Raw genomic sequence first — 23,943 nt, 5'->3', positions numbered from 1 at the left:
GGAACCGGGCCCGAGGTAGATCTTGCTCAGCGGAGCGTGCCGTTGGTCATGCCGGCCGGCTCCTCGGGCACCGCGATCAGGCCGAGTTCGGCGGGCGAGGCCATCAGCGGGTGGAAGGGCACCACCCTGACCGAGTAGCCGAACGCGCCGGTCCGGTCGAGCGGGATCACCCCGGTGAAGATGGCGTGGCCGTCGTCGTCGAGCGATCCGACGGTCAGCTTCACGTGGTTGGGCTCGATCAGCTCGTCGTGCTGGCCGACCCGGCCGTAGGCGGCCTGCACCTCGACGTCGTCGGGCGACAGTTCGCCCAGCGCGATCGTGGCGTTGACCTCCATGGCGGCCCCCAGTTCCGGGGTGTCGCCGATGCCGGCCGTCTCGACGTGCTCGACCCGGACGGCGGGCCAGGCCTGCGAGACCCGCAACTTCCAGGCCGCGAACGCCTTGGCCTGGGCGTAGCCGTCGCCCGAGAGGGCCTTCGCCGCCCCGGCCGCCGGGCTGTAGAGCTCGACGACGTAGTCGCGCAGCATGCGCCCGGCCAGCACCTTCGGGCCGAGCGAGCTGAGGGTGTGCTTGACCATCTCCAGCCAGCGGCGCGGCAGGCCGTCGGCGGCCCGGTCGTAGAACCGGTCGGCGACCTCGCGCTCGATCAGGTCGTAGAGGGCCGAGGCCTCCAGTTCGTCACGCCGGTCGGGGTCGGAGACGCCGTCGGCGGTCGGGATGGCCCAGCCGTTGTTGCCGTCGAACCACTCGTCCCACCAGCCGTCGCGGATCGACAGGTTCAGGCCGCCGTTGAGCGCGGCCTTCATGCCGGAGGTGCCGCACGCCTCCAGCGGGCGCAGCGGGTTGTTCATCCAGACGTCGCAACCCTGGACGAGCAACTGGCCGACGGTCATGTCGTAGTCGGGCAGGAAGACGATGCGGTGGCGCACGTCCTCCATGTCGGCGAACTTGATGATCTGCTGGATGAGCTTCTTGCCGCCCTCGTCGGCCGGGTGGGCCTTGCCGGCGATCACGATCTGGACCGGCTTGACCGGGTCGAGCAGCAGCGCGCGCAGCCGCTCGGGGTCGCGCAGCATCAGCGTGAGCCGCTTGTAGGAGGGCACCCGGCGGGCGAAGCCGATGGTCAGCACGTCGGGCGACAGGGCCTCGTCGGTCCAGGTCAGCTCGGCGTCGGAGGCGCCGCGCTGCCGCCACGACCTCCGCAGCCGCTTGCGGGCGTCGTTGACCAGGTTGGCGCGCAGTTGCCCGCGGATGGTCCACAGGTCGGCGTCGGAGAGCTTCTGCACGCCCTCCCAGCCCTGGGCGCGCTCGACGATGGTCGGCAGCTCCTTGCCGGCCAGCTCCATGACCTCGCGGCCCACCCACGTGGGGGCGTGCACGCCGTTGGTGATCGAGCCGATCGGGATCTCCGACAGGTCGAAGCCCGGCCACAGGCCCTGGAACATGCCCCGGCTGACCTCGCCGTGCAGGACCGACACGCCGTTGACCCGCTGGGCCAGGCGCATGCCCATGACGGCCATGTTGAAGACGGCCTTCTCGCCGTCGCCGGTGTCGGGCTCGGCGCCGAGGGCGAGCACGCGGTCGACCGGCACGGTCGGCCAGGCGTTGTCGCCGCCGAACTGGCGGGCGATCACGTCGGCCGGGAAACGGTCGATGCCGGCCGGGACCGGGGTGTGGGTGGTGAAGACGGTGCCGGCGCGGACCGCCTCCAGGGCCTCGTCGAACGACAGGCGGGCCTCGGTGAGCTCGCGGATGCGCTCCAGGCCGAGGAAGCCGGCGTGGCCCTCGTTGGTGTGGAAGACCTGCGGCTCGGGGTGGCCGGTGACGCGGCAGTAGGCGCGGATGGCGCGCACGCCGCCGATGCCCAGGAGGAGCTCCTGGAGCAGGCGGTGGTCGCCGCCGCCGCCGTAGAGGCGGTCGGTGACGTCGCGGGCGGTGGTGTCGTTGTCGGCCACGTCGGAGTCGAGCAGCAGCAGCGGGATGCGGCCGACCTGGGCGACCCAGATCTGGGCGTGCAGGCCGGTGCCGCCCGGGAGGCTGATCCGGATGCGGGCGGGGCTGCCGTCGTCCTCCTTCAGGAGGGTGAGCGGGAGGCCGCCGGGGTCGAGAGAGGGGTAGTGCTCCTGCTGCCAGCCCTCGGGAGACAACGACTGGGTGAAGTAGCCGTGGCGGTAGAGCAGGCCGACGCCCAGGATCGGCACGCCGAGGTCGGAGGCGGCCTTCAGGTGGTCGCCGGCCAGGATGCCGAGGCCGCCCGAGTACTGGGGAAGGGCGGCGGCGATGCCGTATTCGGGAGAGAAGTAGCCGACGGCGGCGGGCGCGTCCTGCAGCGTCTGGTACCAGCGCGGCGCCGTCATGTACTCGCGGAGATCGTCGGCGGCGTCGGCCAGGCGGCGCAGGAAACGCCGGTCCTGGGCCAGGGCGCGGAGCCTCTCGGCCGAGACGGCGCCGAGGAGGGCCACGGGGTCGTGCTCGACCCGCTCCCAGACCTCGGGGTCGACCTCGGCGAACAGGTCCATCGTCTCCGGGTGCCATGACCAGCGGAGATTCTGGACCAGCTCGCCAAGCGGCGCGAGCTCGGCCGGAAGGACGGTACGGACGGTGAACCTGCGTATAGCTCTCACGTGGCCAGACCCTAGGCGATCGGAGGGGGTGGATGTGGCCGGAACTTCGCGCCACACAGTGCGAACTCACCATTGGCATACCTGCTCAAACCTCACCGATCGGCCGAGGTGACGGTGAGTACGTGTACGTCGCACGAACCTCCGGAGACCCGTGGATGACACGCGGGTTTGACCCGGCGGACTGACTTTCATTCTGGCGGGTAAAGGGGGAGCATTAGGGCAACTCCAGTACGAGCGAGTGGTCCGGTCAGCGGGCTGTGTTTCGTGCTGCCTCAAGACAGAGCAAAGATCGACAATTGCCCCGTGGACTCCGGCGGTACCGGGCGTGCCGTCGCTACGTTGAGAAACGATGATCGGAAGAATCCCAATCCAGGACATCCATCCCGTCGTCGACTGCGGGAAGCGACCCGCGAAGGCCGCCGCCGGGGAATCCTTCGAGATCACCGCCATCGTGTTCCGCGAGGGACACGACGCGGTGGCCGCCGGGGTCGTGCTCTTCGACCCCGACGGCGTGCCGGGCCGGCTGAGACCCATGCGGGAGCTCGCGCCCGGCACCGACCGGTGGGGCGTCGAGGTCACCCTGCCCGCGGAGGGATTGTGGTCCTACCGCGTCGAGGCCTGGAGCGACCCGATCGCGACCTGGCTCCACGACGCCGGGATCAAGATCCCGCGGGGGCTCGACTCCGATCTGATGTGCGAGGAGGGCGCGCGGTTGTTCGAGCGCGCCGCCAAGGCGGTCCGCGCCGCCGACTGCCCCGACGTCCCGGTCAAGCCGCGTAGGACGACCACGTCGAAGGCGAGGTCCAAAGACCCGGTCTGCGGTCACAAGGCGGCGCTCCAGGCGATGGCGGCCCGGCTCCGCGACGACGACGTCGACCCGCGGGCCCGCTTCGCCGCCGCCCAGCTGCCCGAGACGCAGGCCCTGATCGCCGCCCACCCGCTGCGCGAGCTGGTCACCCGGACCGTCAGGTACAAGGTCATGGTCGACCGCAGGCGGGCCCTGTTCGGTTCCTGGTACGAGTTCTTCCCGCGCTCCGAGGGCGCCATCGTCGAAGAGGGCGTCGCCCCCAAGTCGGGCACGTTCAAGACGGCCGAGAAGCGTCTCCCCGCCGTCGCCCAGATGGGCTTCGACGTGGTCTACCTGCCGCCGATCCACCCGATCGGGGTGGCGTACCGGAAGGGACCGAACAACACCCTCACGCCCGAGCCCTACGACCCCGGCAGCCCGTGGGCGATCGGCGCGGAAGAGGGCGGGCACGACGCGATCCACCCCGACCTGGGCACGATCGACGACTTCGACTCCTTCGTCCGCCGGACCCGTGAGCTGGGCATGGAGGTCGCGCTCGACTTCGCGCTCCAGTGCTCGCCCGACCACCCGTGGGTGAAGGAGCACCCCGAGTGGTTCAACATCAGGGCCGACGGGACGATCGCCTACGCCGAGAACCCGCCGAAGAAGTACCAGGACATCTATCCGCTGAACTTCGACAAGGACCCCGAGGGGATCTACCAGAAGGTGCGCGAGGTGCTGCGCTACTGGATGGACCACGGGGTGCGGATCTTCCGGGTCGACAACCCGCACACCAAGCCGGTGTCGTTCTGGGAGCGGCTGCTGCGCGACGTCCGGGCCACCGACCCCGACGTGCTGTTCCTGGCCGAGGCCTTCACCCGGCCGGCCATGATGCGGACGCTCGGGCGGGTGGGCTTCCACCAGTCGTACACCTACTACACGTGGCGCAACAGCAAGCCGGAGCTCGAGGAGTACCTGACCGAGCTCTCGCGCGAGACAGCCCACTTCATGCGGCCGAACCTGTTCGTCAACACGCCCGACATCCTCCACGAGTACCTGCAGCAGGGCGGGCTGCCCGCGTTCAAGATCCGGGCGGTGCTGGCGGCGATGATGTCGCCGACCTGGGGCGTGTACGCCGGCTACGAACTGGGCGAGAACGTCCCGGTACGCCCCGGCAGCGAGGAGTACCTCGACAGCGAGAAGTACCAATACCGGCCCCGTGACTGGCAGGCGGCCGAACGTGAGGGCCGCAGCCTGGCGCCGTTCATCACGCAGCTGAATTTGTTCAGAAGAGCCCACCCGGCCCTGCAGGAATTGCGTAATCTACGGTTTCACAGCGTCGACCAGCCGGCCGTGATCTGCTTCTCAAAGCGGCTGCCGGGCGCCTACGACACGGCCACACGAAGGCACGCCATAGGCGACGTCGTGCTGACGGTCGTCAATCTTGATCCGCATAACACCCACGAGGGCACCGTCTTCTTGGACATGCCGGCCCTGGGTCTCGACTGGCATGCCGAGTTCGTCGTCGACGACGAGCTGTCGGGCGAGTCGTACCGCTGGCGGCAGGCCAACTACGTGCGCCTCGATCCGCATGTCAATCCTGCACACATCTTCACGCTGCGTCACGGGTCAGCGCACCGCCCATAACAACCGCAGCCTGCACAACCGGGGAGTCCACAGGTGAGCGTTACGACACCTCAGCCGAATCCGCAGAATCAGCACAATGCGCCGATTCCGAACACCTTCACGCACGAGAAGCCGCGCGACGCGTTCTGGTACAAGCGCGCCGTCTTCTACGAGGTGCTCATCCGCGGGTTCGCCGACTCCAACGGCGACGGCACCGGCGACATCCGGGGGCTCATCGACAAGCTCGACTACCTCGAGTGGCTCGGCGTCGACTGCCTCTGGCTGCTGCCGCTCTACGAGTCGCCGCTGCGTGACGGCGGCTACGACATCGCCGACTTCATGAAGATCCTGCCCGACTTCGGCGACCTGGGCGACTTCATCAAGCTGGTCGACGAGGCGCACAAGCGCGGCATCCGGGTCATCGCCGACCTGGTCATGAACCACACCAGCGACCAGCACCCGTGGTTCCAGGCCAGCCGGCACGACCCGACGGGCCCGTTCGGCGACTTCTACGTCTGGAACGACGACGACGAGCTCTACAAGGACGCCCGGATCATCTTCATCGACACCGAGACGTCCAACTGGACCTACGACCCGGTCCGCCAGCAGTACTACTGGCACCGGTTCTTCCACCACCAGCCCGACCTGAACTACGAGAACCCGGCCGTGCAGGAGGCGATGCTGGAGGTCCTGCGCTTCTGGCTCGACCTGGGCATCGACGGCTTCCGCATGGACGCCATCCCCTACCTGTTCGAGGTCGACGGCACCAACTGCGAGAACCTGCCGCAGACCCACGCCTACCTGAAGCGGGTCCGGGCCGAGATCGACCGGCTCTACCCCGACCGGGTGCTGCTGGCCGAGGCCAACCAGTGGCCGAGCGACGTGGTGGAGTACTTCGGCGACCCGGTCACCGGCGGCGACGAGTGCCACATGGCGTTCCACTTCCCGCTGATGCCGCGCATCTTCATGGCGGTGCGCCGCGAGTCGCGCTACCCGATCTCCGAGATCCTGGCCCAGACGCCGAAGATCCCGGAGAACTGCCAGTGGGGCATCTTCCTGCGCAACCACGACGAGCTCACGCTCGAGATGGTCACCGACGAAGAGCGCGACTACATGTACTCCGAGTACGCCAAGGACCCGCGCATGCGGGCCAACGTCGGCATCCGCCGGCGGCTCGCGCCGCTGCTCGACAACGACCGCAACCAGATCGAGCTGTTCACCGCGCTGCTCATGTCGCTGCCGGGCTCCCCGGTGCTCTACTACGGCGACGAGATCGGCATGGGCGACAACATCTGGCTGGGCGACCGCGACGGCGTGCGCACCCCGATGCAGTGGACGCCCGACCGCAACGCCGGGTTCTCCGACTGCGACCCGGGCCGCCTCTACCTGCCGGTGATCATGGACCCGATCTACGGCTACCAGGCGATCAACGTCGAGGCGCAGCAGAAGCACTCCGGTTCGCTGCTCCACTTCACCAAGCGGATGATCGAGATCCGCAAGCGCCACCCGGTCTTCGGGCTGGGCGACTTCACCGAGCTCAACTCCTCCAACCCCAGCGTGCTGGCGTTCGTGCGGGAACTGGGCGACGACCGGGTGCTCTGCGTCAACAACCTGTCGCGGTTCCCGCAGCCGGTGGAGCTGGATCTGCGCCGGTTCGAGGGGGTTTCACCCATCGAGGCGACGGGTAACGTCCCGTTCCCCCCGATTGGCGAACTTCCGTATCTTTTGACGCTCCCGGGGCATGGGTTCTATTGGTTCACCATCCCGCCGTCGTCCCGGGAGGAATAGAAAGTGCTTGCCGAGCTCCTTACCGGATGGATCGCCGATCAACGATGGTTCGCCGGTAAGGGGCGGCCGATCGACGATCTGTCGATCGAGTCCACCGTCCCGCTCGTGGACGGCGACCCCGCCCTGGCCCATCTGATCGTCAAGGTGGTCCAGGGTGACCGCACGACCCGATACCAGCTCCTGCTGGGCCTGCGCGACGCGCTGAGCAGCAGGTTGCGGCACGTCTACATCGGCCGCTGCGAGTGGGACGGCCGCGAGCGCGACGTGTACGACGCCGCCCACGACGCCGAACTCATGGGCCGCCTGCTCCACGGCGTCGCCGGCGACGCGACCGTGGGCCCGCTGAGCTTCCACCGGGTGCCGGGGGCCGAGATCGACACCTCCCAGCGCAGCCTGGTGATGACCGCCGAGCAGTCGAACACCTCGATCGTCTTCGGCGACCAGTACATCCTGAAGATGTTCCGCGTGGTCATCCCGGGGATGAACCCCGAACTCGAGATCGTCCGGGCGCTGGCCGACGAGGGCTCCCACCACGTGGCGCGGCCCTTCGGCTGGGTCGAGGGCGTGATCGACGGCGAGCCCACCACCCTGGCGATCATGCAGGCGTTCCTCGGGGGCGCCAGCGAGGGCTGGGCGATGGCGCTGACCAGCGTGCGCGATCTCTACGCCACCCCGCGCGAGGTGTCCGCGGGCGACGCCGGGGGCGACTTCGCCGCCGAGGCCGAGCGGCTCGGCGTCGCCACCGCCGAGGTCCACCGCGAGATGCGCGAGGCGTTCGGCTACGACGCCCTCGACCCCGACGAGATCCACTCGATGGCCGAGTTGTACCTCGCCCAGCTGGAGCGGGCGGTCGCGGAGGTCCCGGCGCTGGCCGACCACGCCGACGTGGCGCGGGAGGCGTACGACCTGCTGGCCTCGATCGACGAGCCGGTGCTGGTGCAGCGGGTGCACGGCGACTACCACCTCGGCCAGGTCATGCGGACCTACGACGACTGGATCGTGCTCGACTTCGAGGGTGAACCGGGGCAGCCGCTGGCCGAGCGCCGCGCGCTCCACTCGCCGCTGCGCGACGTCGCGGGCATGTTGCGCTCCTTCGAGTACGCCGCCCGCCACCTGCTGGCCGACCACCCCGACGCCGAGACGCTGGAAGACCGGGCCGAGGAGTGGGCGGTGCGCAACCGGGCCGCCTTCCTGTCCGGGTACACGAAGTCGGGCGGCGACCTGCGCCCCGCCGACGTCGTGATGATGCGCGCGCTGGAGCTCGCCAAGGCCGTCTACGAGGTGGTCTACGAGGCGCGCAACCGGCCGTCCTGGCTGCCGATCCCCCTGGCGGCGTTCACCACGAAACACTGAGAGTTGGCATAGATGAGGAACGACTTGGACCGTCTCGCCGGCGGCGCCCACCACGACCCCCATTCGATCCTGGGCGCCCATCTGACGGGCGAGGGCGTGGTCATCCGGGTGCTGCGGCCGTTCGCCGAGACGGTCGAGGCGCTGGTCGACGGGGAGGCCCACGCCCTGGCGCACGTCGAGTTCGGCGTCTTCGAAGTCCTCCTGCCGGGCCTGGACAAGATCCCCGCCTACCGGCTGCGGGTGAAGTACGAGGGCGGCGACGCGATCGAGGCCGGCGACCCCTACCGTCACTGGCCGACGCTCGGCGAGGTCGACCTGCACCTGATCGGCGAGGGCCGCCACGAACGCCTGTGGGAGGTGCTCGGCGCGCGGGTGCTGACCCACGAGGACGAACCGGGCACCGCGTTCGCGGTGTGGGCGCCCAACGCGCTCGGCGTCCGGGTGATCGGCGACTTCAACCACTGGAACGGCGGCGGCCACCCGATGCGGTCGCTGGGCTCGGCCGGGGTGTGGGAGCTGTTCATCCCTGGCGTGGGGGCCGGCACCCGCTACAAGTTCGAGATCCTCGGCGTCGACGGGGTGTGGCGGGGCAAGGCCGACCCGATGGCGCGGCGCACCGAGGTGCCGCCGCTGACCGCCTCGGTCGTCGACGAGTCCGCCTACTCCTGGAACGACGAGGAGTGGATGGCGGCCCGCGCGACCCGCGACGCGCTCAAGGAGCCGATGTCGACCTACGAGGTGCACCTGGGCTCCTGGCGGCCGGGGTTGACCTATCTCGAACTGGCCGACCAGCTGACCGCGTACGTGACCGAGATGGGCTTCACGCACGTCGAGTTCATGCCGGTCGCCGAGCACCCGTTCGGCGGGTCGTGGGGTTACCAGGTCACCTCCTACTACGCGCCGACCTCCCGGTTCGGCTCGCCCGACGAGTTCCGCGCCCTGGTCGACGCGCTGCACCGGGCCGGCATCGGGGTCATCGTCGACTGGGTGCCCGCCCACTTCCCGATGGACGAGTGGGCCCTGGCGCGCTTCGACGGCACTCCCCTGTACGAGCACGCCGACCCCCACCGGGGCGAGCACCCCGACTGGGGCACCTACGTGTTCGACTTCGGCCGCCGCGAGGTGCGGAACTTCCTGGTGGCCAACGCGGTCTACTGGCTGCGCGAGTTCCACATCGACGGCCTGCGGGTCGACGCCGTGGCCTCGATGCTCTACCTCGACTACTCCCGCCGCGACGGCGAGTGGACGCCCAACCAGTTCGGCGGACGCGAGAACCTCGACGCGATCGAGTTCCTCAAGGAGATGAACGCCGTCGCCTACCGCGAGGCCCCCGGCATCGTCACGATCGCCGAGGAGTCGACGGCCTGGCCCGGCGTCTCGCGGCCGGTCCACCTGGGCGGGCTGGGCTTCGGCTTCAAGTGGAACATGGGCTGGATGCACGACACCCTGGCCTACCTCGCCCACGAGCCGGTCTTCCGCCAGTACCACCACCACCAGCTGACGTTCTCGCTGATGTACGCCTACTCCGAGAACTTCGTGCTGCCGCTGTCGCACGACGAGGTCGTCCACCTGAAGGGCTCGCTGCTGGGCAAGATGCCCGGCGACGAGTGGCAGCGCTTCGCCAACCTGCGCGCCCTCTACGCCTTCATGTGGGCCCACCCGGGCAAGCAGTTGCTGTTCATGGGCGGGGAGTTCGGCCAGGGCGGCGAGTGGTCGGAGTCGAAGGGCCTCGACTGGTGGGTGCTCGACTTCGACTTCCACCAGGGCGTGCAGAAGCTGGTCCGCGACCTGAACGGCGTCTACAAGGACACCCCGGCGCTCTACACCCAGGACGACACCGCCGACGGGTTCCGCTGGATCGACGCCGACGACTTCTCGGGGAACGTCTTCTCGTTCGTGCGTTACGGCACCGACGGCTCGGCGCTGGCCTGCGTGACGAACTTCTCCGGCGGCCCCCATGAGGACTACCGGCTGGGCCTGCCCGAGGGCGGCACCTGGACCGAGGTGCTCAACACCGACGCCTACGAGTACGCCGGCAGCGGCGTCGGCAACCTGGGCGGGGTGGTGGCGACCGAGGCCGAGCACCACGGGCTGCCCTACTCGGTCAGGCTGCGGGTGCCGCCGCTCGGGACCATCTGGTTGCGCAAGGAAGCTTGACAGGGGCCCCTTCGGGGGCCCTTTCTTATGGGAACCTTAAGCGCAGATTAACCCCCTTACCGATGAGTTGACCGCCGTCAGATCATGGTCCTAATCTCGGGCTATTAATAGGAAACTTTCCTAAGAGTTACCCCCCGGGAGCGTTCCTTGCGACGTATCACCATCGGCTCGCTGATCGCCGCGGCGGCGCTGCTCGTGCCGTTCGGCTTCGGCCAGGCCGCCGCCGCCACTCCGGCCACCGCCACGTACGCCGTCGACCAGGACTGGGGCAGCGGCTTCCAGGGCAAGGTCACCGTGAAGGCGGGCGACACGGCCCTGCCCACCTGGACGGTCGAGTTCGACCTGCCGGGCGCCACCACCATCAGCTCGGCCTGGGACGCCGACATGGTGAAGTCGGGCAACCACTACACCTTCACCAAGAAGAGCTGGGCGGGCCCGCTCGCCGCCGGCGCCTCGTTCAGCTTCGGCTTCGTCGGCGCCCCGGGCGGCCTGTCGGCGGTCCAGAACTGCAAGCTCAACGGCGCCCCCTGCACCGGCGGCCCGGTGAACCCCTCGCCGTCGCCCACTCCGACGGTTTCGCCTTCCGCCAGCCCCTCCCCCTCGCCGACCCCCACGGTCACTCCCCCGCCGGGCGGTAAGAAGGTCATCGGCTATTTCACCAACTGGGGCGTCTACGGCCGCCAGTTCTACGTGAAGAACCTGCACACCAGCGGCTCCGCCGCCAAGCTGACCCACATCCTGTACGCCTTCGGCAACGTCCAGAACGGCCAGTGCACGATCTCCGACAGCTACGCCGACTACGAGATGGCCTACACCACGGCCAACTCCGTCGACGGCGTCGCCGACACGTGGGACCAGCCGCTGCGCGGCAACTTCAACCAGCTGCGCAAGCTCAAGGCGATGTACCCGGGCCTGAAGGTGATCTTCAGCATCGGCGGCTGGACCTACTCCGGCGGCTTCACCCAGGCCGCCGCGAACCCGACCGCGTTCGCCAACTCCTGCTACAACATGGTCGAGGACCCGCGCTGGGCCGACGTCTTCGACGGCATCGACATCGACTGGGAGTACCCGAACGCCTGCGGCCTCAGCTGTGACGCCTCCGGCTTCGCCTCGTTCAAGAACGTGATGCAGGCCCTGCGCGCCAAGTTCGGTCCCAACGCCCTGGTCACCGCCGCGATCACCGCCGACGGCACCAACGGCGGCAAGATCGACGCCGCCGACTACGGAGGCGCGGCCCAGTACGTCGACTTCTACATGCCGATGACCTACGACTACTTCGGCGCGTTCGCCGCGCAGGGCCCGACCGCCCCGCACTCGCCGCTGACCAGCTACACCGGCATCCCGACCGCCGGCTTCTACAGCGACCTGGCGATCCAGAAGCTCAAGTCGAAGGGCATCCCGGCCGCCAAGCTGCTGCTCGGCATCGGCTTCTACGGCCGAGGCTGGACCGGCGTCACCCAGTCGGCCCCGGGCGGCTCGGCCACCGGCGCGGCGCCGGGCACGTACGAGGCCGGCATCGAGGACTACAAGGTCCTCAAGACCCGCTGCCCGGCCACCGGCACGGTCGGCGGCACGGCGTACGCCCACTGCGGCAACCAGTGGTGGAGCTACGACACCCCCGCCACCATCGCCGGGAAGATGACCTACGCCAAGAACCAGGGTCTGGCCGGCGCCTTCTTCTGGGAGACCAGCGGCGACACCGCCAACGGCGAGCTGATCACCGCGATGAGCAACGGCCTCAAGTAACACCCGTCCTCTGACGGCTGAACGGCTCCGCGCCCTGTGCGCGGGGCCGTTTCGCTTAGTGTGGCTTTCATGGACGCGACCAAGACGATCATCGAGGCCGTCGGCAAGATGCGGCAGCGCCGGACCTCCCCGCTGATGCTGGAGCTCGACCTGACCGAGGGTCTGACCGACGCTCCGCCCGCCGACCCCGTGTCGGCCTTGTTGTCGATGCGCCGGGCCCGGCTGAGCGACGTCATCGGCGGCCTGCGGCGGGCCCGCCGCGACCCCCGCGTGAAGGGCCTGATCGTCAAGATCGGCGGCCATCCGCTCGGGCTGGCCATGGTGCAGGAGATCCGCAACGCGGTCGTGCACTTCCGGGCGGCCGGGAAACTCACCGTGGCCTGGGCCGACAGCTACGGCGAGGTCGCCAACGGCACCGTCCCCTACTACCTGGCCAGCGCCTTCGAGAAGGTCTACCTCCAGCCGTCGGGCGACGTCGGGCTGACCGGCGTGGCGATCGAGCAGCGCTTCCTCAAGGGCGCGCTCGGCAAGCTCGACATCGACTACCAGGTGGGCCAGCGGCACCAGTACAAGACCGCCGCGAACATGTTCACCCAAGACCACATGACCGACGCCCACAAGGAGATGACCGGGCGGCTGGCCGAGTCGCTGACCGAGCAGCTCGTCGCCGGCATCGCCGAGGGCCGCGGCCTAGAGCCCAAGCGGGTGCGCGAACTCATCGACCAGGGCCCCTTCTACGGCCAGGAGGCCGTCGCGGCCGGTCTGGTCGACGGCCTGAAGTACCGCGACGAGGTCTACGCCGACCACGTGCCCGAAGAGACCGTCCTCCTGTACGTCGCCCGCTACGCGAAGACCGCCCTGCCGAAGATGCCCCACCCGGGCGAGCAGGTCGTCGCGCTGGTCCACGGCCACGGCGCGATCAGGCTGGGCCGCAGCGGCCGCTCGCCCCTGGGCGGCGGCAGCGCGATGGGCTCCGACACCATCAGCGCGGCGATCCGCGCGGCTCGCCGCGACGACAAGGTGCGGGCGATCGTCTTCCGGGTCGACAGTCCCGGCGGCTCCTACACCGCCTCCGACTCGATCTGGCGCGAGGTGATCCTGGCCAAGCGGGCGGGCAAGCCGGTCATCGTGTCGATGGGCGACGTCGCCGCCTCGGGCGGCTACTTCGTCTCGATGGCGGCCGACGTCATCTACGCCCAGCCCGGCACCCTCACCGGCTCGATCGGCGTGTTCGGCGGCAAGGCCGTGCTCGGCGGGCTGCTCGACCGGCTCGGCATCGCCACCGAGATCGTCGCCGAGGGCGCCAACGCGGGCATGTTCTCCGCCACCCGGCCGTTCTCCGAGTCGCAGTGGGCCCGCATCAACACCTGGCTCGACCGCGTCTACGACGACTTCGTCGACAAGGTCGCCGAGGGCCGCGGCCTCGACCGCGACAAGGCCGAGTCGCTGGCCAGGGGCCGGGTCTGGACCGGCGCCGACGCACGCGACCACGGGCTGGTCGACGAGCTCGGCGGGGTCGAAGACGCATTGGCCGAGGCGCGCAAGCGGGCCGGGCTGGCCGCCGACGCGCCGGTGCGCTCCTACCCGAAGATCAACCCGCTGGAGCGGCTGATCCCGCCGGAGTCGTCCGAAGACAAGACGGCCGCGATGGCGCGGGTGCGCCTGGAGGCGTGGGGGCCGCTGGCGGCGTTCGCCGCCGAGCTGGGCCTGCCGGCCGCCGGGCCGCTGGTGCTGCCCGGCCAGTGGGTGATCCGCTAGCCGCCGACCGGCCGGTAACGGCCGCGCAGCCGGGTGAGCGGCGGCCTGGCCGCGTCGACGTAGTCGACCGCCGTCACCTGGGCGATGAAGAGCATGTGGTCGCCGGCCGGCACGACCGTCATGGTCTCGGCCTCGACGGCGGCCACCCCGCCCTCGACGATCAGGGCCTCGGAGTGGGCGCCGCGATGGTGGGCCACCGAGGCGAGCAGCAGCCGGGCGCCGGGGCGGCCCGGGGTGGCGAAGCGGGAGGCGATGGCCTGCTGGCCGTCGGCGAGCAGGGTCGCCGCCCACCGGTCGCGCCGCAGCAGCAGCTCGGTCAGGTAGGCGCCGTTCGCGAGGCTGATCAGCACGGTCGGCGGCGTGGCCGAGACCGACAACAGGCTGGTCACGGTGTTGCCGACGTCGTCGCGGTCGTCTTTCACCGTGACGACGGCGACCCCGGCGGCGAGCTGGGCCATCGCCTCGACGAACAGCGCGCCCGCCGCCGGGGTCGTCATCAGAGCAGGCCGTTCTGGGTCAGCCAGTCTTTGGCGACCACCGGCGGGTCGGCCTTGTCGACCGCGACCTGCTTCATCAGTTCGAGCAGGCCCTCGGTGGTGAGCTTGGCCGAGACGGCGTCGAGGGTCGACTTCACCGTGTCGTCGGCGCCGGCCTTGAACACCAGGGGCGCGATGTTGTCGGCGGCGAAGGCGTTCTTGTTGTCCTGGAGCGAGACCAGGTCGTTGAGCAGGATCTTCGGGTCGGTGGTGAAGACGTTGCCGACCTGGATGGTGCCGCTCTTGATGGCGTCGGCCGTGGTCTCGGCCGTGGGCTCCCACGACTTGAACTCCAGGCCGTAGGTGTTCTTGAAGTTCTCCTCCTGACGCTCCTTGAACTCCGGCGGGCCGCCGACCACGAGGTCCTTGGAGATCTTCGCCAGGTCTTCGATCGTCGTCAGGCTCTTCTCGGTCGCGAACGCCTTGGTGACCGTGAGGGAGTTGCCGTCCTGGGCGGCGGCCGGGGTGAGGACCTCGACCTCCGGGGGCAGCTTGGTCTTCAGCGCGGCGACCACGTCGTCGGTCGACTTGGCGGTGGCGGCCGGGTCGACGAAGGCCAGCAGCGAGCCGACGTATTCGGGGAGGACGGTCAGGCCGCCGCTCTTGACCTGGTCGAAGACGACCTCACGGGAGCCGATGTTGGGCTTCTCCTCGACGGTGACGCCCTTGGCCTGGAGGGCCTGCGCGTAGATCGAGCCCAGCAGCACGCTCTCGGGGAAGTTGAAGGAGCCGACGACGACCGTCGAGGCCGCGGCGGAGCCCCCCGAGGCGGCGGGAGCGGACGGGGTGGCCTGCGCCAACGGGTCGCTGCCACCTCCTCCGCAGGCGGATAGGGCGAACACCGCGGCGAGCGCGGTGACGAGTGCTCGTTTCACGTACATTCCCTTCAAAATCGGGGGGATAGGTAGAGATTAGCGGACCTGTCGCACCCCCGGCGAGACGATTACCCGGTTGAGCAGCGTGAACCCGGTCTGCACCGCCAGCGCGAGGAGGACGACCAGGACCGCTCCCCCGAACACCTCGGCGTAGTTCTTCGTCGCCAGCCCGTCGATGATGTATCTCCCCAGCCCCCCAAGCCCGACATATGCCGCCACCGTCGCCGTCGCCACCACGGTGATGGCCGACAGCCGCAGACCCAGCAGGATCAACGGCAGCGCAACAGGCAGCAACGCCCGGAACAGCACCTGGCTTCCCCGCAGACCCATCCCGTATGCGGCGTCGCGCAGATCGGGGTCGGCGCCCCGGATGCCCTCATAGGTGTTGACCAGGATCGGCGGGATCGCCAGGGCGATCAGCGGGATCAGCACCGGCCAGAGCGTGCCGACGCCGATGAGCAGCACGACCAGCACGAGCAGGCCCAGGGTGGGCAGCGCGCGGGCGGCGTTGGCCGACACCACGACGATGACCGCGCCCCGGCCGGTGTGCCCGATGAGCAGGCCGAGCGGGATCGCGATCAGCGCGGCGATGGCGAAGGCCAGGAAGGAGTATTCGAGGTGCTGGAGCAGCCGGAGCGGGATCGCGTCGTCGCCCGACCAGTATTCGGCGCTGCCGAAGAACTCGATGAGCCAGTTCACGCGCGCCTCCTCGCCCACGGCGTCAGCAGGCGCTGGGCCGCGATGATGACCAGGTCGGCGACCAGGGCCAGCGCGACCACGAGCACGATCCCGACCACGATCGGGGTGTAGAACTGCCGCTGCCAGCCGTCGATGAACAGGTAGCCGAGCCCGCCCTGCCCGATGAGCGCGCCCACGCTGACCAGCGAGATGCTCGACACGGCCGCGACGCGCAGCCCGGCCAGCACGACCGGGACCGCGATGGGCAGCTCGACCCGGGTGAGCCGGCGCATCGGCTGGAAGCCCATGGCGACGGCCGACTGGCGTACGTGGTCGGGAACCGACCGCATGCCGTCGACCACGGCCGGGATCAGCACGGCCAGCGAGAACAGGGTCAGCGGGATGATGACGGTCGTCTGGGTCAGGCCGGTGACCGACAGCAGGATCGAGAACAGCGCCAGCGACGGCAGCGAGTAGACGACGTTCATGATGCCGACGGTCGGCTGGTAGAGCCACCGGTAGCGGGCGCACGCGAGGCCGAGCGGGATCGCGATCAGCAGCCCGGCGATCACCGGCACGAACGCCATCACGATGTGGTTCTCCAGCAGCACCTTCACCGAGGTCGGCCCGCCGTTGTCCCAGTTGCGGGCAATCCAGTCCCAGCGGACGAGGGGCTCATCCACGGGCCGCCCCCACGAGCGCGGCCTGGCCGACCACGCCGAGCACCCGCCCGTCGTCGTCGACGGCCACCGCCAGCCCGTCGGGCGACAGCAGCGCGGCGTCGAGCGCGGCCCGCAGGGAGTCGCGCGCCGGATTGAAGGTCCCGTGGCCCTCGGGCGTCACGCCCTCGGGCGCGGGGTCGAGCGCCAGGTTCTTCGCCGGGACGAACCCGAGCCGCCGGATGCCCCGGTCGCGGCCGAGGAACTCGCGCACGAAGTCGTCGGCCGGGTCGCTGAGCAGGTCGGCGGGCGCGGCGACCTGGGCCAGCTTCCCGCCCACCCGCAACACCGCGACGGTGTCGCCGAGCTTGACGGCCTCGTCGATGTCGTGGGTGACGAACACGATCGTCTTGTGCAGCTCCGACTGCAGCCGGAGCAGCTCCTCCTGGAGCGAGGCGCGCACGATCGGGTCGACCGCGCTGAAGGGCTCGTCCATGAGCAGCACCGGCGGGTCGGCGGCCAGCGCGCGGGCCACGCCGACGCGCTGCTGCTGGCCGCCGGACAACTGGTAGGGGTAACGGCGGGCCATCTTGGGGTCGAGGCCGACGCGTTCGAGCAGTTCCATCGCGCGGTCGCGGGCCTTCTTCTTGTCCCATCCGAGCAGGAACGGCACGGTCGCGATGTTGTCGACGATGCGGCGGTGGGGGAACAGGCCGGCCTGCTGGATGACGTAGCCGATGCCCCGGCGCAGGGTCGCCGGGTCGACGGTGGTGACGTCCTTCCCGTCGAGGAGGACGCGGCCCTCGGTGGGGTCGATCATCCGGTTGATCATGCGCAGGGAGGTGGTCTTCCCGCAGCCCGAAGGGCCGACGAAAACCGTGATGGCGCCGTCGGGCACCTCCAGGGAGAGGTCGTCCACCGCGACCGTCCCGTCGGCGTAGCGTTTCGTGACGCCGTCAAAAGTGATCACTGGCGACCTCTGTCCACAGGGTGTCGATCTCCGCGGGCCAGCCTACGAGGGCTTTGTTACATTCCGAAATGATCAATGGTCACTGCCCAGAAGAATATGAATCAAAAGCCCACTAATTAGTGCGCTCCAGCCTTGGTGGCGGCATGATTGACGTACGATCCCTCCACTTCAACACCAGGGGTACCGGCCGTGACAACACCGCTCACGGGTCAGCGTTCCAGGAGCGACCTGATCGCCGAGCTCTACGAGCGTCACGCCGCCGGGCTGTTCGCCTACTGCCACGACCAGCTGGGTGAGACGGCCTCGGCCGCCGACGCCCTGGTCGCCGTGCTCACGGGCGTCCCGCCGACGGATCCGCCTCGCGCGGCGCTCTTCTCCCTCGCCCGGCGCGAGATCTACCGCCGCGACGTCAGCTACGCGATGCCCGCCGTCGACTCCATCGCCGACCCGGCGACCGCGCTGATCGAGCGCGTCTTCCGCGACATCCGGCCCCACCAGCGCGAGGTCCTGCTGCTGTCGGCCCACTGCGGGCTCAGCACCGCCGAGCTCGCCTTAGTCCTCGACGTCGCCGCCGACACCGCAGAAGAGCTGGCCACCAGCGCCCGCCACCGGTTCGGCCAGACCCTCGCGACCGCCGTCGCCGCCGCCCGCACCGCGCCGTTCATCGCGCGCGACGTCGAAGAGGTGTACGACGCCATCGGGGTCGCCCCTCTCGAAGACGTGCTGGCCCGGCTCCCCTGGCGTGAGCCGCCCCACGACGTGCTGCGCCGGCTCCACCAGTCGGCCCTCCCTTTTGACCAGGCTCCGCCGGTCCGCCGGAAGTCCTCGCTGCCGGTCCGCCGGCTCTGGCCGACCGCGCCCTCGTGGCCGCTGCCGCTGGCGACCGACACCGACCCGGCGACGAACACGACGGTCGTCCCGCTCGACGACCTGACCAACCCGACGAAGATCGCCGAGCGGCGCCGCCGCCACGAGGCGCTGACCGAGCCGATGCCCCGTCTGCGCGGCTCGATCCTGAAGAACATCGGCAACGGCCCGCCCAAGCGCCGCATCAGCATGACGGCCGCGCCCGCTCCCGACGTCGCCCCCGCACCGGCCGAAACGGTGGAAGCGGTCGAGGCGGTCGTCGAAGACCAGCTGGCGGCGTTCTCGAAGATGCCGTCGTTCGACGGCTTCACGACGGAGACCGAGCTCCCGGAGATCGAGCCCGCCGAGGCCGACACGCCGGAAGTCGCCTTCTCGCCGTCCGAGCCCGAGACGCCGGGCGAGACCACGATGCCCGACCTGCTGCCGTCCGACCGGCTGGTGTTCGCCAAGCCGATCGTCGAAGACGACGACCTGCCGCAGGGGTCGACCACGATCGACGCGCCCGAGAGCGCGCTGGTCAGAGCGGTGCAGACGGGCGCGCTGCCCGAAGCTCCGGTTGATCAGCCCACGCTGCTGCCGGCCCGCGCCCACTCGGGGCGGCGGGCGCCGAAGGCGAAGGTCAAGGCCGAGCGGCATCACGACTGGGCGTGGGAGCTGATCGGCTTCCTGATCTGCCTGGCGATCGCGCTGGCGGTCTTCTTCTCGATGCCGCTGCTGGTCTGACGCCTCACCAGGAGAGGCGGACCACCCCGGTCGCGTGCACGCCCTCGGTCGACCGGGCGCAGACCTCGACCGTCACGACCTCGGCGGTGGCGTCCACCACGACGCCGGTGAAGGTGAGGGTGTCGCCCGCGTGGGCGGGCAGGCCGAGCTTGACGTTCATGCCGCGCAGGAACGCGTCGGGGCCGGCCCACTCGGTGACGTAGTTCTCGACCAGGTCCATCGTCGTGAGCATGGTCAGCCGCACGTCGGCGGCCGTCGCGGAACCCGGCTTGGCCGTCAGGGCGGCCGACAGGATCAGGCGGGGCAGCTGGGTGCCGGTCGGGATCTCCGGGGTTCGCATCGGGCCGCTCCACGGGGCGGGGCGGCAGGGGGCCGCGAACGGTGTGCCGCGCCTGGGTGTGTTCAGGGTTCGCATCTCACGGCTCCCGGGCTCTCGTCGACAGGACGGACCGCCCTACGCCGGTCGCCGCGGCGTGGTTCCGCCGGAGGAGGACGGCACGCCGGGCGGACCGGGTGTGGGCGGAATGTCGCAGGCTTCCGGGCCCGCCGCACCGCTGGGCCCGGAAGCTCTCCGCACGGTGAACCCTTGCAGACGGGCCGGGTGTCCGTGTTAGCCGGTTGATCCACCGGTTGGGGTCGGGATTCACCGGGTTGAGGTTTTTCCACTCGCGGACGGAACTTCGGCATCCCCCCAGGCAGCGGGAGGTGCGGTATGTCTTCTTTGCGCCTGGAGACGCTCCGAGCGGCGCATCAGCGGGGCGGCCGGGGCAACTGCAGGCCCAGCATGGCGATCAGTTCGCGCTGCACCTCGTTGACGCCGCCGCCGAAGGTCAGCACCAGACCGCCCTTCACGCCCCGGTCGACCCGCTCCATCAGGTCGCGGGTCTCCTCGTCGGCCGGATCGCCGAAGCGGGCCAGGGTCTCGCCGACGACGCGGCCGACGTCCTGCATGCGCTCGGAGCCGTAGATCTTGGTGGCCGAGGCGTCGGGCGCGCCGAGCCAGCCCAGGTCCATGTTGGCGGCGACCTGCCAGTTGAGCAGTTCGTTGGTCCGGAAGGCGGCGTACACCGAACCCAGCGCCCTTCTGACCGCCGGCTCCTCGATGGCGCCCGAGCGCCGCGCCCACGCCTTGAAGCGGTCGTAGGTGTGCGCGATGTTGCCGGCCGGGCCGAGGGTCACGCGTTCGTGGTTGAGCTGGTTGACGATCAGGTCCCAGCCCTTGCCGACCTCGCCGACGACCATGTCGGCCGGGACGCGGGCGTCGCTGTAGTAGGTGCTGTTGGTGTGGTGGCGGCCGTCCATGGTGATGATCGGGGTCCAGGAGTAGCCGGGGTCGGCGGTCGAGACGATCATCATGGTGATGCCGCGGTGCTTCCTGGCGTCCGGGTCGGTGCGGGCGGCCAGCCAGATGTAGTCGGCGAAGTGCGCGCCCGAGGTGAAGATCTTCTGGCCGTTGACGACGTAGTGGTCGCCGTCGCGCACGGCGGTGGTGGTCAGCGAGGCCAGGTCGGTGCCCGCGCCGGGTTCGCTGTAGCCGATGGCGAAGTGGCATTCGCCCGCCAGGATGCGCGGGAGGAAGAACGCCTTCTGCTCGGGGGTGCCGTACTGCATCAGGGTCGGGCCGACCGTCTGCAGCGTGATGATCGGGTAGGGCACCTCGGCGCGGGCGATCTCATTGGCGAAGATCTGCTGTTCGAGGGGGCCGTAGCCGCGGCCGCCGAACTCCTCGGGCCAGCCCATGCCGAGCATGCCGTCGCGGCCGAGCCGGCGGCAGTGCTCCATGTAGGCGGCGCCGAACGGGTCGGCGGCGATGTCGGCGCGCTGTCCGGCGGTCAGGCAGCCGGCGAAGTAGCCGCGCAGTTCGTCGCGCAGAGCACGCTGGGCGTCGGTCAGTTCGACGAACATTCGAGGTCCCCGATCAGGTCGAGCTGCGCCTCGGCCCCGCCCAGGGCGTGCGCGGCGTGCTTGCCCCAGGCGAAGTAGCGGTGCAGCGGATAGGTGACGTCGAGGCCGAGGCCGCCGTGCAGGTGCTGGCAGGTGTAGAGGGCCCGCAGCGCCGAGTCGGCGGTGTGCAGCCCGGCGACGGCCAGGTCGCGGTCGGCGTCGAGCCCGGCCGCCAGCCGGAACACCCCCGACCAGACGGCGACGTCGAGCGCCCTGGCGGCGATGTAGACGTCGGCGACCTGCATGGTGACGGCCTGGAACTCGGCCAGCGCGCGGTCGAACTGGCGGCGGGTCCTGACGTGGCCGGTAGTGATCTTGAGCGCCTGGGCCAGCACCCCCGAGGCGGTGGCGGTGATCGCGGCGCGGACCAGCAGGCCGAGCTCGCGGGCCGCCCCGGCGATCAGCTCTCCCGGGGCGTCGTCGAGGGTCACCACTCCGGCCGGTTCCCCGGTCGCGGTCGGGGTCTCCTGTACGTCCATCGCCTCCGGATGGACCACGTACACGTCGTCGTCCACCGCCACGAGGACACCCGCGGCCTGCGCGGCGTAGGGTACGCCGGTCACCCGCCCGGTGAGCCGCCCGTTCGCGACGGCGACCCGCCCGCCGACGCCGTAGGTGCAGGGCACGGCGCCCTCGGCGACGGGAGCCAGCCGGGCCTGCTGGGCCGCCGAGCCGTGGCGGGCCACGGTCAGCCCCGTGACCAGCGCGGGCAGCAGCGGCACGGGCGCGACGTGCGCGCCGACCTCACGCAGCAGCACCGCCATCTCGACCGGCCCGAGCCCCGCGCCGCCCGACTCCTCGGGCAGGCAGGCCCCGGTCAGCCCCGCGCGGGCCATGGTGGCCCACAGGCGGGCGTCGTAGGGTTCGCCGGTCTTCTCGTGGGCCTCCGGGTCGGCCTCCTTGTCGAGGAGCCCGGCCGCGAGGGTGCGCAACTCCCGTTGCGGCTCGTCGAGATCGAAATCCACCAACCGAAGTTAGAACGGATTCTAGTAAGTGTCCACAACCCCGTGACTGGTGAGTAACCATCCGGTACGGGACCTGGTCAGATAACGTGTTCTGCTATGGAAGCGGTCCAGGACCTCCCGCCCGGCACGGCTCCGGGCCTGCGCACCAAGAGTCAGCTCCAGCGGCGCAGGCGCATCCTCCAGGCCGCCGCGGCCCTGGCCTCCCGCGGCGGGGTCGAGGCCATGCAGATGCGCACGGTCGCCGAACGCGCGGGCGTGGCCCTGGGCACCCTCTACCGCTACTTCCCCTCGAAGATGGACCTCGTGGTCGCCGTGGTCGGCGAGGAACTCGACATGCTGGAGTCGAGCATCGCCCGCCGCCCGCCCGCCGCCGCCACCCCCGACGGCCGGGCCGTCGACGTGCTGATGCGGGCCACCCGCGGCCTGATGCGCGAGCCCGAGCTCGCCGACGCGCTGATCAGGGCGCTGATCCTGGCCGACGTGGAACTGCCCTTCGGCGACCGCATGGCCGGCCTGCTGGTCCGCGTCGCGGGCCTGTCCGACGGCCGCGCGACCGAGGAGCAGGCGGTCCTGGCGGCCTCGCTCGGCGCGGTGTGGGTGCAGGAACTCCTGGAGATGCTGCGCGGGCGGCGGACGTACGAGGACATCCAGCGCCGCATCGAGATCGCCGCGTCCCGCCTCCTGGCGGAGTTCCCGGCTTCCCGGGTGGAATAGAACGCGTTACAGTTTTCGGCATGGGAACGCCGGTCGTCGTCGAGGCCGTCCGGACGCCGATCGGTAGACGCGGCGGCTGGCTGGCCGGAGTCAAACCCCAGGCCCTGCTCGCCGCGGCACTGAGCGGCCTCGTCGAGCGGTCGGGCCTCGACCCCCTGGCCGTCGAACAGGTCTTCGCCGGCTGCGTCACCCAGGCAGGCGAACAGGGCGGCCACGTCGGCCGCCACGCGTGGCTCTACGCGGGCCTTCCCTACCAGACCGGCGTCACCACGGTCGACGCGCAGTGCGGCTCGTCGCAGCAGGCCGTGCACCTGGTCGCGGCCCTGATCCAGGCGGGCGTGATCGACGTCGGCATCGCCTGCGGCGTCGAGTCGATGAGCCGCCAGCCGCTCGGCTCGAACGTGCTGCCCGCCAACCCCCGCCCCGACGACTGGACGATCGACCTGCCCGACCAGTTCACCGCCGCCGAACGCATCGCCGCCCGCCGGAGCCTCTCCCGCACCGACCTCGACGCCTTCGGCGCCCGATCCCAGCAGCGCGCGGCCGAAGCGTGGGCCGAGGGACGCTTCGACCGCGAGATCGTCCCCGTCGCCGGGGTGACCCGCGACCAGGGCCTGCGGGAGACGACGGCCGAGACCCTGGCGGGCCTGAAGCCCGTGCTGGGCGCTGGCGGCCTGCACACCGCCGGGACGTCGTCGCAGATCTCCGACGGCGCGGCCGCGGTGCTCCTGATGAGCGAGCCGGCCGCCGCACGACACGGCCTGCGCCCCCGCGCCCGGATCCTGGCCCAGGCGCTGGTGGGGTCGGAGCCCTACTTCCACCTGGACGGCCCCGTGGAGGCCACCACGCGGGTGCTGGACCGGGCCGGGATGTCGATGTCGGATCTTGACCTGTATGAGGTCAACGAGGCTTTCGCGGCCATCGTCCTGTCATGGGCGTCGGTCCACAAACCCGACCCCACCCGCCTGAACCCCAACGGCGGCGCCATCGCCCTCGGCCACCCGGTCGGCGCGACGGGCAGCCGCCTCATCACCACGGCATTGCACGAACTGGAACGGACGGACGGGTCCACGGCCCTGGTGACGATGTGCGCGGGCGGCGCCCTGGCCACCGCGACCATCCTCGAACGCGCGTGACCCCCTTCGACGCTCTACCGCTTAGGCGGTTGCGAGG

The 23,943-nt window shown here is 70.3% G+C and carries 18 protein-coding genes; 9 read left to right on the top strand and 9 right to left on the bottom strand.

Annotated features, from left to right (window positions below; all coding sequences use genetic code 11):
• Positions 1-26 precede the first annotated feature (26 nt).
• On the bottom strand, positions 27-2,624 hold the full coding sequence (gene glgP / locus AW271_RS35215) for an alpha-glucan family phosphorylase (RefSeq protein ID WP_062342161.1): 2,598 nt from the start codon (positions 2,622-2,624) through the stop codon (positions 27-29).
• A 349-nt stretch (positions 2,625-2,973) separates the two neighbouring features.
• On the opposite strand from glgP, the gene AW271_RS35210 reads away from it, so the two are divergent.
• The 6 genes from AW271_RS35210 to sppA all read left to right on the top strand — a co-directional run bounded on the left by AW271_RS35210 (position 2,974) and on the right by sppA (position 13,839).
• A complete protein-coding gene (locus AW271_RS35210; RefSeq protein ID WP_062342159.1) occupies positions 2,974-5,058 on the top strand; it encodes an alpha-1,4-glucan--maltose-1-phosphate maltosyltransferase in 2,085 nt (694 codons plus the stop codon).
• Between the two features lie 33 nt (positions 5,059-5,091).
• Positions 5,092-6,825 (top strand): maltose alpha-D-glucosyltransferase, encoded by a 1,734-nt coding sequence (gene treS / locus AW271_RS35205; RefSeq protein ID WP_062342156.1) that lies wholly within the window; start codon positions 5,092-5,094, stop codon positions 6,823-6,825.
• A gap of 3 nt (positions 6,826-6,828) precedes the next feature.
• Positions 6,829-8,178 carry a maltokinase N-terminal cap-like domain-containing protein gene (locus AW271_RS35200; RefSeq protein ID WP_062342154.1) on the top strand — a complete coding sequence of 450 codons (1,350 nt, stop codon included), beginning with the start codon at positions 6,829-6,831 and terminating at the stop codon, positions 8,176-8,178.
• Positions 8,179-8,190: 12 nt separating this feature from the next.
• Positions 8,191-10,335 carry a 1,4-alpha-glucan branching protein GlgB gene (gene glgB, locus AW271_RS35195; RefSeq protein ID WP_062342152.1) on the top strand — a complete coding sequence of 715 codons (2,145 nt, stop codon included), beginning with the start codon at positions 8,191-8,193 and terminating at the stop codon, positions 10,333-10,335.
• Between the two features lie 147 nt (positions 10,336-10,482).
• The gene (locus AW271_RS35190; protein ID WP_245653353.1) at positions 10,483-12,081 is read left to right on the top strand and encodes a glycosyl hydrolase family 18 protein; all 1,599 of its coding nucleotides are present in this window, start codon (positions 10,483-10,485) and stop codon (positions 12,079-12,081) included.
• A gap of 69 nt (positions 12,082-12,150) precedes the next feature.
• The gene (gene sppA / locus AW271_RS35185) at positions 12,151-13,839 is read left to right on the top strand and encodes a signal peptide peptidase SppA (RefSeq protein WP_062342150.1); all 1,689 of its coding nucleotides are present in this window, start codon (positions 12,151-12,153) and stop codon (positions 13,837-13,839) included.
• On the opposite strand, the gene AW271_RS35180 is transcribed toward sppA, so the two are convergent.
• From AW271_RS35180 to AW271_RS35160, 5 genes are read right to left on the bottom strand one after another with little or no spacing between them, the layout of a single operon-like run.
• Positions 13,836-14,336: a flavin reductase family protein gene (locus tag AW271_RS35180; RefSeq protein ID WP_062342148.1), complete on the bottom strand. Its 501-nt coding sequence runs from the start codon at positions 14,334-14,336 to the stop codon at positions 13,836-13,838. The two genes, sppA and AW271_RS35180, sit on opposite strands and share 4 nt — an antisense overlap.
• Positions 14,336-15,250 carry an ABC transporter substrate-binding protein gene (locus AW271_RS35175; protein ID WP_083977698.1) on the bottom strand — a complete coding sequence of 305 codons (915 nt, stop codon included), beginning with the start codon at positions 15,248-15,250 and terminating at the stop codon, positions 14,336-14,338. The genes AW271_RS35180 and AW271_RS35175 overlap by 1 nt, the downstream gene beginning before the upstream one ends.
• Before the next feature lie 36 nt (positions 15,251-15,286).
• A complete protein-coding gene (locus tag AW271_RS35170; protein WP_030456524.1) occupies positions 15,287-15,949 on the bottom strand; it encodes an ABC transporter permease in 663 nt (220 codons plus the stop codon).
• The gene (locus tag AW271_RS35165; RefSeq protein ID WP_062342142.1) at positions 15,946-16,611 is read right to left on the bottom strand and encodes an ABC transporter permease; all 666 of its coding nucleotides are present in this window, start codon (positions 16,609-16,611) and stop codon (positions 15,946-15,948) included. The genes AW271_RS35170 and AW271_RS35165 overlap by 4 nt, the downstream gene beginning before the upstream one ends.
• A complete protein-coding gene (locus AW271_RS35160; RefSeq protein WP_062342140.1) occupies positions 16,604-17,557 on the bottom strand; it encodes an ABC transporter ATP-binding protein in 954 nt (317 codons plus the stop codon). The genes AW271_RS35165 and AW271_RS35160 overlap by 8 nt, the downstream gene beginning before the upstream one ends.
• Positions 17,558-17,746: 189 nt before the next feature.
• Here AW271_RS35160 and AW271_RS35155 point away from each other — a divergent pair, with 189 nt between their 5' ends.
• The gene (locus AW271_RS35155) at positions 17,747-19,147 is read left to right on the top strand and encodes an RNA polymerase sigma factor (protein ID WP_062342138.1); all 1,401 of its coding nucleotides are present in this window, start codon (positions 17,747-17,749) and stop codon (positions 19,145-19,147) included.
• 4 nt (positions 19,148-19,151) lie between these two features.
• On the opposite strand, the gene AW271_RS35150 is transcribed toward AW271_RS35155, so the two are convergent.
• The 3 genes from AW271_RS35150 to AW271_RS35140 form a co-directional block, all read right to left on the bottom strand.
• Entirely contained in the window at positions 19,152-19,487 is a 336-nt protein-coding gene (locus AW271_RS35150; protein WP_062342137.1) for a hotdog family protein, read from the bottom strand.
• Between the two features lie 410 nt (positions 19,488-19,897).
• Positions 19,898-21,052: an acyl-CoA dehydrogenase family protein gene (locus tag AW271_RS35145; protein WP_062342135.1), complete on the bottom strand. Its 1,155-nt coding sequence runs from the start codon at positions 21,050-21,052 to the stop codon at positions 19,898-19,900.
• A complete protein-coding gene (locus AW271_RS35140; RefSeq protein ID WP_062342133.1) occupies positions 21,037-22,056 on the bottom strand; it encodes an acyl-CoA dehydrogenase family protein in 1,020 nt (339 codons plus the stop codon). Before AW271_RS35140 ends, AW271_RS35145 begins: the two co-directional genes overlap by 16 nt.
• Positions 22,057-22,152: 96 nt before the next feature.
• On the opposite strand from AW271_RS35140, the gene AW271_RS35135 reads away from it, so the two are divergent.
• Positions 22,153-22,770 carry a TetR family transcriptional regulator gene (locus tag AW271_RS35135; protein ID WP_062342131.1) on the top strand — a complete coding sequence of 206 codons (618 nt, stop codon included), beginning with the start codon at positions 22,153-22,155 and terminating at the stop codon, positions 22,768-22,770.
• Between the two features lie 20 nt (positions 22,771-22,790).
• Positions 22,791-23,906 carry a steroid 3-ketoacyl-CoA thiolase gene (locus AW271_RS35130; protein WP_062342129.1) on the top strand — a complete coding sequence of 372 codons (1,116 nt, stop codon included), beginning with the start codon at positions 22,791-22,793 and terminating at the stop codon, positions 23,904-23,906.
• Positions 23,907-23,943: the final 37 nt, after the last annotated feature.

Source organism: Herbidospora sakaeratensis, assembly GCF_001570525.1.
GTDB lineage: Bacteria > Actinomycetota > Actinomycetes > Streptosporangiales > Streptosporangiaceae > Herbidospora > Herbidospora sakaeratensis.
Note: the sequence above shows the minus strand (reverse complement) of the source record. Positions and strands in the feature narration are given on the sequence as shown.

Bases quoted from the DNA above. Each gene is read 5' to 3' on its own strand.
- glgB (WP_062342152.1), top strand. From the start codon at position 8,191: ATGAGGAACGACTTGGACCGTCTCGCCGGCGGCGCCCACCACGACCCC.
- AW271_RS35180 (WP_062342148.1), bottom strand. From the start codon at position 14,336: ATGACGACCCCGGCGGCGGGCGCGCTGTTCGTCGAGGCGATGGCCCAG.
- AW271_RS35145 (WP_062342135.1), bottom strand. From the start codon at position 21,052: ATGTTCGTCGAACTGACCGACGCCCAGCGTGCTCTGCGCGACGAACTG.
- AW271_RS35210 (WP_062342159.1), top strand. From the start codon at position 2,974: ATGATCGGAAGAATCCCAATCCAGGACATCCATCCCGTCGTCGACTGC.
- AW271_RS35150 (WP_062342137.1), bottom strand. From the start codon at position 19,487: ATGCGAACCCCGGAGATCCCGACCGGCACCCAGCTGCCCCGCCTGATC.
- AW271_RS35130 (WP_062342129.1), top strand. From the start codon at position 22,791: ATGGGAACGCCGGTCGTCGTCGAGGCCGTCCGGACGCCGATCGGTAGA.
- sppA (WP_062342150.1), top strand. From the start codon at position 12,151: ATGGACGCGACCAAGACGATCATCGAGGCCGTCGGCAAGATGCGGCAG.
- AW271_RS35135 (WP_062342131.1), top strand. From the start codon at position 22,153: ATGGAAGCGGTCCAGGACCTCCCGCCCGGCACGGCTCCGGGCCTGCGC.